Source organism: Kitasatospora sp. NPDC032121 (assembly GCF_055580145.1).
Genome location: NZ_JBVILX010000003.1, coordinates 676,978 through 693,297, shown reverse-complemented (window position 1 = coordinate 693,297; position 16,320 = coordinate 676,978). Strand labels below are relative to the sequence as shown.

The 16,320-nt window shown below is 75.3% G+C and carries 3 protein-coding genes; all 3 read left to right on the top strand.

What is annotated here, in order from left to right:
• Nucleotides 1–157 precede the first annotated feature (157 nt).
• The 3 genes from ACZ5OX_RS13875 to ACZ5OX_RS13865 all read left to right on the top strand — a co-directional run bounded on the left by ACZ5OX_RS13875 (nt 158) and on the right by ACZ5OX_RS13865 (nt 15,919).
• On the top strand, nt 158–11,968 hold the full coding sequence (locus tag ACZ5OX_RS13875) for an SDR family NAD(P)-dependent oxidoreductase (RefSeq protein ID WP_465630094.1): 11,811 nt from the start codon (nt 158–160) through the stop codon (nt 11,966–11,968).
• Between the two features lie 101 nt (nt 11,969–12,069).
• Nucleotides 12,070–15,279, top strand: a complete 3,210-nt coding sequence (locus tag ACZ5OX_RS13870) for a type I polyketide synthase (RefSeq protein WP_465630093.1) — start codon at nt 12,070–12,072, stop codon at nt 15,277–15,279.
• Between the two features lie 97 nt (nt 15,280–15,376).
• Nucleotides 15,377–15,919 carry a TetR/AcrR family transcriptional regulator gene (locus ACZ5OX_RS13865; protein ID WP_465630092.1) on the top strand — a complete coding sequence of 181 codons (543 nt, stop codon included), beginning with the start codon at nt 15,377–15,379 and terminating at the stop codon, nt 15,917–15,919.
• The last annotated feature ends 401 nt before the right edge of the window (nt 15,920–16,320 follow it).

Below are 16,320 nucleotides of genomic sequence, written 5' to 3'. Positions count from 1 at the left end.
TTGGGTCTGTCTTCGCCCTCCCGTCCCGCGGACGGGGGCGGGCCCGGCGACGACGCCCGTCCCGTCCCTCCGGCTTTAGACCACGCTAAGCAGCCCGCAAGCACGTTCGGCGACGTTGCCGGGCACGACCGTCTGGCACCTTGCGAGGGATGGGTTCATGGCCACCAACGAAGCGAAGCTCCGGGACTACCTCAAGCGGGTCACCACCGACCTGCAGCAGACCCGGCAACGGCTGACCGACGCCCAGGCAGCGGCCCACGAGCCGATCGCCGTCGTCGGCATCGGCTGCCGCTTCCCGGGTGACGTCCGCAGCCCCGAGCAGCTGTGGCGCCTGCTGGAGGCCGGCGGCGACGCGGTGGGTGACTTCCCCGAGGGCCGCGGCTGGGACCTGGAGACCCTGCACGTGCCCGACCCGGAGGCCGAGGCGCCCGCCAGCACCTATGTCGCCAAGGGCGGGTTCCTGTACGACGCCGACCGGTTCGACGCCGAGTTCTTCGGCATCAGCCCGCGCGAGGCCGAGGCCATGGAGCCGCAGCAGCGCGTGCTCCTGGAGACGGTCTGGGAGGCACTGGAACGGTCGACCATCGACCCGGACTCGCTGCGCGGCAGCGACACCGGCGTGTTCGTCGGGGCCATCGCCCAGGACTACGCCAGGCCCGAGGAGGTCCGCCCCGAGCTGGAGGGCTACCTCGTCACCAACACCTCCAGCGTCGCGTCCGGCCGGATCGCCTACACCCTGGGGCTGGAGGGCCCGGCGCTGACCATCGACACGGCCTGCTCCTCCTCGCTGGTGGCCCTGCACCTCGGCGTGCAGTCGCTGCGCCAGGGCGAGTGCGCACTCGCCCTGGCCGGCGGCGTCACCGTGATGTCCTCCCCCGTGCTGTTCACCGAGTTCAGCAAGCAGCGCGGCCTCGCCCCGGACGGACGCTGCAAGGCCTTCTCCGACGAGGCCGACGGCACAGGCTTCAGCGAGGGCGTGGGCCTCCTCGTCCTGGAGCGGCTCTCGGACGCCCGCCGCAACGGCCACCCGGTGCTGGCGGTCATCCGGGGCAGCGCCGTCAACCAGGACGGCGCCAGCAACGGTCTCACCGCACCCAACGGCCCCAGCCAGGAACGCGTCATCCAGCAGGCGCTCGCCAACGGCCTGCTCACCGCCGACCAGGTGGACGCGGTCGAGGCGCACGGCACCGGCACCTCGCTCGGTGACCCGATCGAGGCCCAGGCGCTCCTCAACACCTACGGACGCGGGCACGACGCCGAACACCCGCTCTGGCTCGGCTCGATCAAGTCCAACCTCGGGCACACCCAGGCGGCGGCGGGCGTCGCGGGCGTGATCAAGATGATCATGGCGATGCGGCACGGCATCCTGCCGCGCACCCTGCACGCCGAACAGCCGACCAGCCACGTCGACTGGTCCGACGGCACGATGCGGCTGCTCAGCGAGGCACGGCCGTGGGACGTCGAGGACGACCGTCCCCGCCGAGCGGCGGTGTCGTCCTTCGGCATCAGCGGCACCAACGCCCACCTCATCCTGGAGCAGGCCGGCACCGGATCCGACCACGAGGACACCGAACTCGCCGCACTGCCCTGGCAGTTGTCGGCGAAGTCGGCACCGGCACTGCGCGAACAGGCAGGGCAGCTGGCGGAGTACCTGGAGCAGCGGCCCGACGCCGACACCGTCGCGGCCGCCCACACCCTCGCCGCGCGCACCCGCTTCGACCACCGCGCCGTCGTGACCGCGACCGACCGCGAGGGCCTGCTCGCCGCACTGCGGGCACTGGCCGAGGACACCGAGGCCCCGGGTCTGGTCACCGGCACGGCCCGGCCGGGCAAGACGGCGTTCCTGCTCACCGGACAGGGCAGCCAACGCCACGGCATGGGACGCGAACTCTACGAAGCGGTACCGGCGTTCGCCGCCGCACTCGACGAGACCGCCCGTCTCTTCACCCCCCACCTCGACCGCCCCCTGACCGAGGTCCTCTGGGGCGACGACCCCGACCTCATCCACCAGACCACGTACACCCAGGCCGCCCTGTTCACCCTGCAGACCGCCCTCTACCGGACCCTCGAACAGCAGGGCATCACCCCCGACTATCTGATCGGCCACTCCATCGGCGAAGTCACCGCCGCCCACCTCGCCGGCGTCCTCTCGCTGGAAGACGCCGTCACCCTGGTCGCCGCCCGCGGACGCCTCATGCAGTCCGCCCGCAACGACGGCGCGATGGCCGCCCTGGAAGCCACCGAAGAGGAAGTGCTGGCGCTACTGGAGACGCAGGGCCACGACGTGGACCTCGCCGCCGTCAACGGCCCGCACTCCACCGTCGTCTCCGGCGACACCCCCGCCGTCGAGGCCATCACCGCCCACTTCACCACCCAGGGCCGCCGCACCACCCGCCTCCAGGTCAGCCACGCCTTCCACTCCCCCCACATGGAAGACATCCTCGACGACTTCCAGACCACCATCGCCGACCTGACCTACCACCCCGCCCGCATCCCCGTCATCTCCAACCTCACCGCACAGCCCGTCACCGAGGAACTCACCGACCCCGCCTACTGGGCCCGCCACATCCGCGAAGCCGTCCGCTTCCACCCCGGAATCCAGTACCTCGAAACCGCCGGCGTCACCCGCTACCTCGAACTCGGCCCCGACACCACCCTCACCGCACTCACCCGCCAAACCCTCACCACCGACGCCACCGCCATCCCCACCCTGCGCAAGAACACCCCCGAAACCCAGACCTTCACCACCGCCCTCGCCACCCTCCACACCACCGGACACACCCCCACCTGCTACCAGCCGGCTTCCCCCATCCCCCACACCGACCTCCCCACCTATGCCTTCCAGCGCCAGCGCTACTGGGTCGACCGCACCACCACGAAGCCGACCGACGTCACCGCCGCGGGCCTCACCTCCGCCGGCCACCCGCTCCTCGGCGCCCTGATCACCCTCGCCGACAGCGACCAACTCGTCCTCACCGGACGCATCTCCACCACCACCCACCCCTGGCTCGCCGACCACACCATCGCCGGATCCACCCTCCTGCCCGGCACCGCCTTCGTCGACCTCGCCCTCCACGCCGCCCAGCACGCCGGCACCGCCACCCTGGAGGACCTGACCCTCGCCGCTCCGCTGGTCCTGCGTGAGCAGCAGGCCGTGGACCTCCAACTCACCGTCGACGCACCGGACTCCGAGGGCCGGCGCGCGCTCACCATCCACTCGCGCGCGGACGAGGACCACCCCTGGACCCGTCACGCCACCGGCACCCTCACCAACACCGCCGACACCCCCAACACCCCCGACACCCACACCACCTGGCCCCCCGCCACCGCCACCCCCATCGACCTCACCGACACCTACCACCACCTCACCCAACGCGGCTACACCTACGGCCCCGCCTTCCAAGGCCTCACCAAAGCCTGGCGCGACACCGACAACACCCTCCACGCCGAAATCATCCTCCCCACCGACCTCACCCCCGAAGGCCACACCCTCCACCCCGCCCTCCTCGACGCCACCCTCCACCCCCTCCTCATCACCACCACCCCCGACACCCCCCTCCTCATCCCCTTCAACTGGACCGACACCACCCTCCACACCACCAACGCCACCACCCTCCACGCCACCCTCACCCCCACCACCCCCGACACCACCCACCTCACCATCACCGACCCCACCGGCACCCCCGTCCTCACCGTGGGCTCGTTGCACCTCCGGACGGCCGACCTCACCCCGTCGGCCACCGCCGCCGACCCCGGCCTCGGCCTGTTCCGGGTCGACTGGCAGCCCGTCGCCACCCCGCCCGAGGCGGAGCGGGCCGTCACCCGTGCGGTGCTGGGCCAGGACGTGATCGGCGTCGTCGCGGCGCTCGGCGGGGACGTCCCGCTCCACGAGGACCTGGACGCGCTGCTCGCCGCCGGGCCCGTACCGGAGGAGGTGCTGTTCGCGGTCAGCCCCGGCCGGCCGCCGCGCGGCACATACGTCCCGGTGGAGCTGGCCAGGGAGGCCCCGAGCCGAGTCCTGAAGGTCCTCCAGCAGTGGCTCGCGGACGAGCGGTGCAGCCGTTCGCGGCTGGTCGTGGTCACCCGCAACGCCGTCTCCACCCGCTACGACGAGACGATCCGAGACCAGAGCCTGGCGGTCTGGGGCCTGGTGCGCACGGCGGAGCGCGAGCACCCTGGGCGGTTCCTGTTGGTCGACGTGGACCGGGACGAGGCCTCGCACCGGGCACTGGGACAGGCGCTGACCGTCACCGGGGAGAACCAGCTCGCGCTGCGCCACGGCGCCGTGCTCGCCGCCCGGCTCGGCCGGGAGGCCCCCGGTGGCCGGCTGGCGGAGCCCGCCGGGTCGGCCAACTGGCGCCTCGGCTCGGCGGTTCGGGGCACCCTGGACCACCTGGCGCTGCTGCCCGCCGAGGACCCGGACGCCCCGCTCGGGCCGGGTGAGGTGCGGGTCGGCATCCGGGCGGTGGGCCTGAACTTCCGCGACGTCCTGATCGCGCTGGGCCAGTACCCCGGCGAGGCTCCGATCGCCAGCGAGGGTGCCGGCTACGTCCTGGCGACCGGGCCGGGGGTCGACGGGTTCGCTCCCGGCGACCGGGTGATGGGTCTGTTCGAGTCGGGCGCGGGCGGTCCGGTGGCGGTCACCGATCAGCGGCTGCTGACCGGGGTCCCCGGCAACTGGTCCTTCGCCCAGGCGGCCGGCGCGCCGGTGGTGTTCCTCACCGCTCTGTACGCCCTGCACGACCTCGGTGACTACCGGGCCGGCCAGACCGTGCTCGTCCACTCGGCGGCGGGCGGCGTCGGCATGGCCGCGGCCCAGCTGGCCCGCGCCCGCGGCCTGGAGGTGTACGGCACCGCGAGCCCGGCCAAGTGGGACGCGCTGCGCTACCAGGGCTTCGACGACGCCCACCTGGCAAACTCCCGCACCCTGGAGTTCGAGCAGCGGATCCTGGACCTGACCGGGGGCCGCGGCGTGGACCTCGTGCTGGACGCACTGGTCGGCGAGTTCGTGGACGCCTCGCTGCGGCTGCTGCCGCGCGGCGGCCGGTTCCTGGAGATGGGCAAGGCCGACATCCGCGACCCCGAGCAGGTCGCGCGGGAGTATCCCGGCGTGGTCTACCGGGCGTTCGACCTGATGGAGGCCGGTCCGGACCGGATCGCCGAGCTGCTCGCGGAGCTGTCCGCGGGCTTCGAGTCCGGTCAGCTGCTGCCGCTGCCCGTCGAGGCCTGGGACGTGCACCGGGCCGGCGACGCCTTCCGCCAGCTGCGCCAGTCGCGCCACGTCGGCAAGGTGGTGCTGACCCTGGCCAGGCCGCTGGACCGCGACGGCACGGTACTGATCACCGGTGGCACCGGCACGCTGGGCAGCCTGCTCGCCCGCCACCTGGTCACCGAGCACGGCGTCCGGCACCTGCTGCTCACCAGCCGCCGGGGCCCCGACGCCCCCGGCGCCGCCGAACTCACCGCCGGTCTCTCGGCGTTGGGCGCCGAGGTGGAGATCGTCGCCGCCGACCCCGCCGACCGGGAGGCCGCCTTCGCCCTGGTCGGCTCGGTCGGGCCGGCACACCCGCTGACCGCCGTGATCCACGCGGCCGGGGTTCTGGACGACGGCACCATCGAGTCGATGACCCCGGAGCGGCTGGACACGGTGGCCCGGCCCAAGCAGGACGCCGCCTGGCACCTCACCGACGCGGTACGGACCCTGGACCTGTCGGCCCTCGTGCTGTTCTCCTCCTTCGCCGGTGTGCTCGGCAACCCGGGGCAGTCCAACTACGCGGCCACCAACTCCTTCCTCGACGGCCTCGCGGCGTACCACCGCAGCAACGGTATCCCCGGCGTCTCGCTCGCCTGGGGCCTGTGGGGCGCCGAGGCCGGGGACGGCGCAGGCGGCGGCATGGCGGGCGCGCTGGACGGCGGGGCGCTGTCCCGGCTGGCCGCCGCCGGGTTCGCGCCGCTGGCCCCGGAGCAGGGCCTCGCCCTGTTCGACCAGGCGCTCGACCGCGACGAGCCGCTGCTCGTCCCGCTGCGGCTGGACCTCGCGGGGCTGCGCGCCCGCGCCGAGGACCGCTCGCTCGCGCCGCTGCTGCGCGGCCTGGTCCGTACCCCGCTCCGGCGGCCGGCGGCCACCGCGCGGGCGGCCGCGGGCGGCGGCGGTTCGCTGGCCGACCGGCTGCGCGAGGTGGACGAGGCCGAACGGGACCGGCTGCTGCTCACCCTGGTCCGGGCCGAGGCAGCGGCCGTGCTGGGCCACGGCGGCGCCGAGTCCGTCGGGCCCGAGCGGGCGTTCAAGGACCTCGGCTTCGACTCGCTGACCTCGGTGGAACTTCGCAACCGGATCAACAGCGCGACCGGGCTGCGGATGCCGTCCTCGCTGGTCTTCGACCACCCGACCCCGGCCGCCCTGGCGGGCCGGCTGCGCACCGAACTGCTGGACGAGGACGAGGCGGCGCCGGTGAAGGCCGTCGCGGTGCCGTCGGCCCCGGTCGAGGACGACCCGATCGCGATCGTGGGCATGGCCTGCCGCTTCGCCGGCGCGGTGACCTCGCCCGAGGAACTGTGGCGGCTGGTGGCCGAGGGCCGGGACGGGATCACCGACTTCCCGGAGAACCGCGGCTGGGACACCGAGGCGCTGTACGACCCGGACCCGCAGCGGACCGGCACCTCGTACACCCGTCGGGGCGCCTTCCTGACGGACGCCGACCGGTTCGACGCGGCCTTCTTCGGCATCAACCCGCGTGAGGCGACCGCGATGGACCCTCAGCAGCGGTTGCTGCTGGAGACCGCCTGGGAGGCCGTCGAGCGGGCGGGCATCGACCCGACCGCCCTGCGCGGCAGCGACACCGGGGTCTTCGCCGGCGTGGTCGCGGGCGACTACGTGACCAGGCTCGGGCACTCGCCGGAGAGCGTCGAGGGCTACCTGGCGACCGGGACGACGGCCAGCGTCGCCTCGGGCCGGATCGCCTACACCCTCGGCCTGGAGGGCCCGGCCGTGTCCGTGGACACCGCCTGCTCCTCCTCCCTGGTGGCGCTGCACCTGGCGGCGCAGTCCCTGCGGGCCGGCGAGTGCTCGCTCGCCCTGGCCGGCGGTGCGACCGTGCTCTCCGGACCCACCAGCTTCGTGGAGTTCAGCCGCCAGCGCGCGCTGTCCGCCGACGGCGTGTGCAAGGCCTTCTCCGACGACGCGGACGGCACGGGCTGGGGTGAGGGCGCGGGCCTGCTCCTCCTGGAGCGCCTGTCCGACGCCCGCCGCAACGGCCACCCGGTCCTCGCCCTGATCCGGGGCACCGCCACCAACCAGGACGGCGCCAGCAACGGCCTGACCGCGCCGAACGGGCCCAGCCAGGAGCGGGTCATCCGCCAGGCCCTCGCCAACGCCCGGCTGACGGCCGACCAGGTGGACGCCGTCGAGGCCCACGGCACCGGCACCAAGCTCGGCGACCCGATCGAGGCGCAGGCCCTGCTGAACACCTACGGCCGCGCCCGCGACACCGAACACCCGCTCTGGCTCGGCTCCCTGAAGACCAACGTCGGCCACACCATGGCGGCGGCGGGGGTCGGCGGCGTGATCAAGATGGTCATGGCGATGCGGCACGCGACCCTCCCCCGCACCCTGCACGTCAGCGCTCCCACCAGCCACGTCGACTGGTCCGACGGCACCGTCCGACTGCTCACCGAGGCGCAGCCCTGGCACCCCGAGGGCGATCGGCCGCGCCGCGCCGCCGTCTCCTCCTTCGGCATCAGCGGCACCAACGCCCACGTCATCCTCGAACAGCCCGTCGGGGGCCCGGAGCCGGCCACCGGGACGGCGGAGCTTCCGCTGCTGCTCTCGGCCCGCAGCGCCGAGGCGCTGCGCGAGCAGGCCGGGCGACTGACCGCCTTCCTGGCCGAGCAGCCCGAGGCGCGGAACGCCGCCGTCGCCCGCGCCCTCGCCGCCCGCACCCGCTTCGACCACCGCGCCGTCGTCCTCGGCCAGGACCGCGAGAGCCTGCTCGCCGGACTGCGGGCGCTCGCCGACGGAGTGGAGACCCCGGGGGTGGTCACCGGCAGCACGGTCGGCGACCAGCCGGGCCGGGCCGTGTTCGTCTTCCCCGGCCAGGGCAGCCAGTGGGCCGCGATGGGCCGCGAACTGCTCGACTCCGACCCGGAGTTCGCCCGCTACCTGGGCGAGTGCGCCGAGGCGCTGGCCCCGCACACCGACTGGGACCTGCTGGAGGTGCTCACCGAGGCGCCCGGCGCGCCGGGCCTGGACCGGGTGGACGTGGTGCAGCCCGCGCTGTTCGCCATGATGGTTTCGCTGGCCAAGCTGTGGCGCCACCACGGGGTGGAGCCGGCCGCCGTGATCGGCCACTCCCAGGGCGAGATCGCCGCCGCCCACCTCGCCGGCGCGCTGAGCCTGGCGGACGCCGCCAGGATCGCCGCGCTGCGCAGCCGGGCCATCACCCGGCTGGCCGGGACCGGCGGCATGCTGTCGGTGCAGGCACCGGCCGCGACCGTCGCCGAGCGGCTCGCCGAGCGACTCGGCAAGGGGCTCGGCACGGGCGAGGACGCGCACGTCGCCGCCGTGAACGGCCCTGCGGCGACCGTGGTGTCCGGGGCGCCGGAGGCGCTGGCGGCGCTGCGGGACGCCTTCGAGGCCGACGGCGTCCGGGCCCGGCTGATCCCGGTGGACTACGCCTCGCACTCCCCGCACGTGGACACGCTGGAGGAGGAGCTGCGGACGCTGCTGGCCGCCACCGCGCCCACCGCGGGCGACGTCCCGTTCTACTCGGCCGTCACCACCGAGCCGCTGGCGGGCACGGAGCTGGACGGTGCGTACTGGTTCCGCAACCTGCGCGAGCCGGTGCGCTTCGAGGAGACGGTGCGACGGCTGCTCGACCACGGGCACACCGCCTTCATCGAGGTCAGCCCGCACCCGGTGCTGACCACGGCGGTGCAGGACACCATCGAGGCCGCGGGCGCGGCAGCCGTCGCGCTGGGCACCCTGCGGCGTGACCAGGGCGGCCCGGAGCGCTTCGCGCTCTCGCTCGCCGAGGCGCACGTCAGCGGCACCTCCCCCGCCGCCTGGGCACCCGCCGCGGCCGGTGCGGCCGTACCGGAGCTGCCGACCTACCCGTTCCAGCGGGAACGCCACTGGCTGGAGGCGACGCACACGGCGGTGGACGCCGACGGACTCGGCCTGGACCGGGCCGGGCACGCCCTGCTCGGCGCGAGCGTGCCGCTCGCGGACGGCGACCAGCTGGTGCTGACCGGCCGGATCTCCGTCCCGACCCACCCCTGGCTGGCCGACCACGCCGTCGAGGGCACGGTGCTGCTGCCCGGCACGGCCTTCGTCGACCTCGCGCTGCACGCGGCCGAGCTCGCCGACCCGGAGGCCGAGGTGCCCGCCGTGGAGGACCTGGTGCTGGAGGCGCCGCTGGTGCTCACCGGACGGGACGCGGTGACCCTCCAGGTCAGCGTCGGCGCCCCGGAGGAGGGCGGCCGACGGCCCGTCGGGGTGCACTCCCGGACGGCCGGCGCCCCCGGCTGGACCCGGCACGCCGCCGGCTTCCTCGCCCCCGGCGGGTCGACGGCCCCCGGCGACCTGCCCTGGCCGCCGCCCGGAACCGAGGTCGACCTGTCCACGGCGTACGACGAACTGGCCGCGCAGGGCTACGCGTACGGACCGGTGTTCCAGGGCCTGACCGGCCTGTGGCGCGACGGCACCGACCTGTACGCCGAGGTGACCCTGCCCGAGGACACCGACGCCACCGGCCACACCGTGCATCCGGCGCTGCTGGACGCGGCGCTGCACGCACTGGCGCTCGGAGCGCCGGACGGCGAGCAGGGGCCCCGGCTGCCGTTCTCCTTCGCCGGACTGCGGCTGTACGGGCGCGGCGCCACGGCGCTGCGGGTGCGGCTCGCCCGGGCCCAGGACGGCACGGTGGCGCTGAGCGCCGCCGACGCCTCGGGCGCCCCGGTGGCCGAGCTGGCGGCGCTGGCGCTGCGGCCGGTGACGGCCGAACAGCTCGCCGCGCTGCGAGCCGGCGCCGAGGGCGGCGCGCTGCCGCTGCACACCGTGGAGTGGACCGCGCTGCCCGCCGGCCCCGCCGCGCCCGCCCCGGCGCCGGGCGCCTGGACGGTGCTCGGTGCCCCGGCCGTCGCCGACCTGCTCGGCGCCCCGGCCTTCACCGACCTGGCGGCGCTGCGCACGGCCGTCGAGGACGGCGCTGCGCCGGTCCCCGAGGTGGTGGTGGCCGCACTGCCGCCACTGGCCGACTCCGGCCCGGAGGAGACCCGGGCCGCGCTCGGCGGGCTGCTCGCACTGCTGCGCAGCTGGCTGGACGACGAGCGCTTCGCCGCCTCGAGGCTGGTGCCGCTGGTGCCGGGCGGCGCCGTCGGGGACGCCGACGCGGCGACACCCGCGGCGGCCGCGCTGTGGGGCCTGCTGCGCACCGCGCGGACGGAGAACCCGGACCGGCTGGTGCTGGTGGACCTCGACCCGGCCGACGAGGCCGCCGTCCTGGCCCTGCCGACCGCCCTGGCCTCCGGCGAGTCCGAACTGGCCGTCCGGGCCGGCACGGTGTCCGTCCCCCGGCTGGCCGCCACCCCGGCGCAGCCCGCCGACCACCCGTGGGCGGGCGCGGCCGACGGCACCGTCCTGATCACCGGCGCGACCGGCACCCTCGGCGCCCTGGTGGCCCGCCACCTGGTCACCGAGCACGGCGCCCGGCACCTGCTGCTGACCGGCCGACGCGGCTCCGCCGCCCCCGGTGCCACGGAACTCGCCGAGGAGCTGGCCGAGTCGGGCGCCGAGGTACGGATCGAGGCCTGCGACGCGTCCGACCGGGACGCCCTCGGCGCCCTGCTGGCCACCGTACCGGCCACCCGGCCGCTCACCGCGGTGGTGCACGCGGCCGGGGTCCTCGACGACGGCGTCCTGCAGTCGCTGACCCCGGAACGGCTGGCCACCGTGCTGGCCGCGAAGGCCGACGCGGCCCGGCACCTGCACGAGCTGACCAGGGAGGCGCCGCTGTCGGCGTTCGTCCTGTTCTCCTCGCTCGCCGGGGTCACCGGCGCCGCCGGCCAGGCCAACTACGCCGCCGCCAACGCCTACCTGGACGGCCTGGCCCGGCTGCGCCGCTCGCTGGGCCTGCCCGCCACCTCGGTGGCCTGGGGCCTGTGGGCGGACGCCAGCGGCCTGACCGGCCACCTGGACGCCCGGGAGCGGGACCGGATGGGCCGCACCGGCGTGGCACCGCTCTCGACGGAGGACGGCCTCGACCTGTTCGACCGGGCACTGCGCTCCACCGCACCCGCCCTGGTCGCGGCCAGGCTGGACACCGGGGCGCTGCACCGCCAGGCCGCGGCGGGGCTGCTGCCCCCGCTGTTCGCCGGGCTGGTCAGGCGCACGGCGCGACGCGGCACCGTGCAGCCGGCCAGGTCGCTGGCCGAGCGGCTGGCGGCGGTACCGCAGGCACAGCGGGAACGGCTGGTGCTCGACCTGGTCCGGGACACCGCCGCGCTGGTCCTCGGGCACGCGGACGCCTCGGCGGTCGACGACGAGCAGTCCTTCAAGGAGCTGGGCTTCGACTCGCTGACGGCAGTGGAGTTCCGCAACCGGTTGAACGCGGCGACCGGCGTACGGCTGCCCGCCACCGTGGTCTTCGACCACCCCTCGCCCGCGGCGCTGGCGGCCCGGCTGCTCACCGAGGCGGAGCCCGCCCGGTCCGCCGCCTCGGCACCGGAGTTCGGCGGCTCGGCGCTGGCGGGGCTGGACGCGCTGGAGAAGCTCCTGGTGCGCACACCCGAGGAGGACCCGGCGACCCGGGCCGAGATCGGCCGCAGGCTGCGCGAGTTGCTGCGCGGCTGGGAGTCCGAGCAGCCCGGCGGCGCGGAGGCCGACGTGGCCTCGCGCATCCAGTCCGCCTCGGCCGCCGAGATCCTCGACCTGATCGACAGCGAGTTCCGCGGAAAGGGCGGATCGCGATGACCAAGGACCCGGCCCCTCCCACGGCCCCGGCCCCTGCCACGACCCCGACCCCTCCCACGACCCCGGAACGAACGACTGCGGAAGAGACGGCGAGCACACCGATGAGCAACGAGGAGAAGCTGGTCGACTACCTCAAGTGGGTCACCGCCGACCTGCACGAGACGCGACAACGGCTCGCAGAACTGGAGGCGGCCGCCCAGGAGCCGGTCGCGATCGTCGGCATCGGCTGCCGCTACCCGGGCGGCATCCGCGGCCCCGAGGACCTCTGGCGGGTCGTCGACTCCGGCACCGACGTCATCGGGGACTTCCCCGACGGGCGGGGCTGGGACGTCGACACGCTGTACGACGCCGACCCGGACCGGCCCGGCACCTCGTACACCCGCCACGGCGCCTTCCTCCCGGACGCCGCCGAGTTCGACGCCGGCTTCTTCGGGCTGAGCCCGCGCGAGGCACTGGCCACCGACCCGCAGCACCGGCTGCTGCTGGAGACCGCCTGGGAGGCCTTCGAGCACGCCGGGCTGGACCCGCACACCCTGCGGGGCAGCCGGACCGGGGTGTTCGCGGGCCTGATGTACAGCGACTACGCGGCCCGGCTTCCGTACATCCCCGAGGAGTTGGAGGGGTTCATCGGCAACGGCACGGCGCCGTCGGTGGCCACCGGTCGGATCTCGTACACCTTCGGCTTCGAGGGCCCGGCGGTCACCGTGGACACCGCCTGCTCCTCCTCACTGGTGGCGCTGCACCTGGCGGTGCAGTCGCTGCGGCAGGGCGAGTGCTCGCTCGCCCTGGCCGGGGGTGCCACGGTGCTGACCACTCCGGGCCTGTTCACCGAGTTCAGCCGCCAGCGGGGGCTGTCCGCCGACGGCCGCTGCAAGTCCTTCGCGGCCGCCGCGGACGGGACGGGCTTCGGCGAGGGCGTGGCGCTGCTCGTGCTGGAGCGGCTGTCCGACGCCCGCCGCAACGGCCACCGGGTGCTGGCGGTGGTCCGCGGCAGCGCCGTCAACCAGGACGGCGCCAGCAACGGCCTCACCGCACCCAACGGACCGGCCCAGGAGGCGGTGATCCGCCAGGCGCTGGCCAACGCCCGCCTCGACCCGCAGGACGTGGACGCGGTCGAGGGGCACGGCACCGGCACCACGCTGGGCGACCCGATCGAGGCCCAGGCGCTGGTCAACACCTACGGCCGTGAGCGCGACCCGGGACGACCGCTGTGGCTGGGCGCCCTCAAGTCGAACATCGGGCACACCCAGGCCGCGGCCGGGGCGGCGGGCATCATCAAGGTGGTGATGGCGCTCCGGAACGGACGCCTGCCGCAGACCCTGCACGTGGACGAGCCGAGTCCGCACGTCGACTGGAACGGTGGGGTGCGGCTGCTGACCGAGCCGCGGCCCTGGCCGGCGGCCGATCGCCCGCGCCGCGCCGCGGTGTCCTCCTTCGGGATCAGCGGCACCAACGCGCACGTGATCGTGGAGGAGGCGCCGGCCGTCGAGTCCGCACCGGCGCAGGCGGCGGAGGCCGCCGAAACCGCGGAAGCCGCCGGTGCGCGTTTCCCGCTGGTGCCGTGGGTGCTGTCCGGACAGGGCCGCCCCGCCCTCGCCGGGCAGGCCGCCCGGCTGCTCGACCACCTGCGCGCGCACCCCTCGTACGAGCCCGCCGAGGTGGCCCGGGCCCTGACCGCCCGCAGCGCGTTCAAGGACCGCGCGGTGGTGGTCGGCGAGGACCGCGAGGAACTGCTGCGCGGCCTGGAGGCCCTCGCCGCCGGTGGCGCGGCGGCGTCGGTGGTCACCGGGCGGGCGGACCGCGGGGCCCGCACGGCGTTCCTGTTCACCGGCCAGGGCAGCCAGCGGCTCGGCATGGGCCGGGAACTGTACGGCAGCCACCCCGAGTTCACCGCCGCCTTCGACGAGGTGTGCGCGCTGTTCGACCGACGGCTGGAACGACCGCTGCGCGAGGTGGTGTTCGCCGCGCCCCGCACCCCGGAGGCGGAGCTGCTGCACTCCACCCGCTACGCGCAGGCGGCGCTGTTCGCGCTGGAGACCTCGCTGTACCGGGTGCTGGAACACCACGGCCTGGTCCCGGACTTCGTGCTCGGGCACTCGGTCGGCGAGGTGGCCGCGGCCCACGCGGCCGGGGTGCTGGGCCTGGCGGACGCGGTGACCCTGGTCGACGAGCGTTCCCGGCTGATGCAGTCGGCCCGCTCGGACGGCACGATGCTCTCGGTGCAGGCCTCCGAGGAGGAGGTCCGCGCGTTCCTGGACGCGGACGGCGGCGCACGCTTCGCCGGGCGGCTGGAGATCGCGGCGGTCAACGGCCCGCAGGCGGTCGTGCTCTCCGGTGACTCCGATGCCGCCGGCGAGGCCCTGGCGCACTGGCGCGGCAACGGCCGCAAGACCAAGCGGCTGCGGGTCAGCCACGCCTTCCACTCCCCGCACATGGACGGCATCCTGGCGGAGTTCGGCCGCGCGATCGCGGGCCTGACGTTCCGACCGCCGACGATCCCCCTGGTGTCCAACCTGACCGGACGACCGGGCACCGCGGAGGAGTTGGGCAGCCCCGAGTACTGGGTGCGGCAGGTGCGCGGGGCGGTCCGCTTCCACGCGGGCGTCCAGTACCTGGCCGGGCAGGGCGTGCGGATCCTGCTGGAGCTCGGACCGGACGGGGTGCTGTCGGCGATGGCCGGGCAGAGCCTGCCCGCCGAACCACTGGTCCTCGCCCCGGTGCTGCGCGCCGACCGCCCGGAGGGGCGGACCCTGCTGGCCGCGCTCGGCCTCGCCTGGGCCCACGGCCGGCCGGTGGACTGGCACCGCCCCGTCCCCACGGACGGCACCGGCGCGCTGCCGCTGCCGACCTACGCCTTCCAGCGCCGCAGCTACTGGCTGCACGGCCCCGCCCGGCACGCCGACCCGGCCGCCTCGACCCCGGCGCGGGACGGTTCCCCCGTTCTCCCCGAGGCCCTCGGGGAGGACGTCGACGCCCCCGGGGGGACCGTCCTGCGCCGGCAACTCGCCGCCCTGGAAGCCGACGCGGAGCGCGAGACGCTGCTGCTCGACCTGGTACGGGGCTCGGCCGCCTCGGTGCTGGGGCACGAGTCGGTCGAGGAGATCGCGGCCGACGTCTCCTTCCTGGACGCCGGATTCACCTCCTTCACCGGCCTGGAGCTGCGCAACCTGCTCTGCGCGGCGACCGGCCTGGACCTGCCCGCGGTGATCGCCTTCGAGCACCCGACCCCGGCGGGCCTGGCGAAGCGGCTGCTCACCGAGCTGACCGAGGGGGCGTCCGCCGCCGGGGAGGACGGGTCGGCCGACGGGTAGCACGGGCTAGAATCCGGGGAAAGGCCCCGGTACGGTGCTGCCCCCACGACCGGCGGGGGCAGCACCACGCCCAGTACGGCTAGGAGAAGGTGGCACCATGCGCGCAGACGCCCGCCGCAACTACGAGCGACTCCTCGCGGAGGCCAAGTCGGCCTTCGAGCAGCACGGCACCCAGGCCTCGCTGGACGACATCGCCCGCCAGGCCGGCCTGGGCAACGCGACCCTCTACCGCCACTTCCCCACCCGGGAGAGCCTGCTGGAGACGATGCTGCGGGACAGCCTCAAGGAACTCGGCGACACCGCCGAGGAGCTGATGACCACCGAGTCCCCGGGCGAGGCGCTCGCCACCTGGGTGCGCGCGGCGGTCGCGCACGCCACCCTCTACCGCGGCCTGGTCACCATGCTGATGGACAGTCTCAAGGACGAGTCCTCCGACCTCAACAGCGCGTGTACCGCGATGCAGTCCTCCGGCCGCCACCTGCTCGAACGCGCCCACCTCGCCGGCGAGGTCCGCCAGGACATCACCGCCAACGGCCTCTTCACCCTGATCGCCTCCGCCGCCTGGGCCCGCGAGCACGCCCCCGAGGAGAGCGACCAGGTCCTCACCGTCCTCATCGACGGCCTCCGACCCCGCCCCTGAGCCGCCCCCTCCCGCGGGACCACCCCCGGCCCGTCGAACCGGCTGTCGTCCGGCCGGCTGTCGTCCGGCCGACCGGAGGCCGGTCACGGCCGGTGGCCGAGCACGTCCAGCACCTCGGCGGGGTGGCCCCCGTGGCGAGCCCGCCCGGCGGGACGACCGCGAGGCCGTCGGCGAGGGCCGGACCGCGCAGCGTCGCCGGGCCGTCGAACGGCAGCGGCACAGCGGGTGCGGGCCGTGAGCGCCGCCAGCAGCCTGGCGAGGGCGCGGCCGAGGGCCCCGGAGAGCTCGGCGGGTGACGGCGGGCAGCGGCCGGCCCGCGCCGTTCCGGGCGGTCGCCCGCGCCCGCTCCCACGGCATCCGGTGGGCGGCGGTGCCGTGTCGGTGCGGTACGCCGTGCGCGA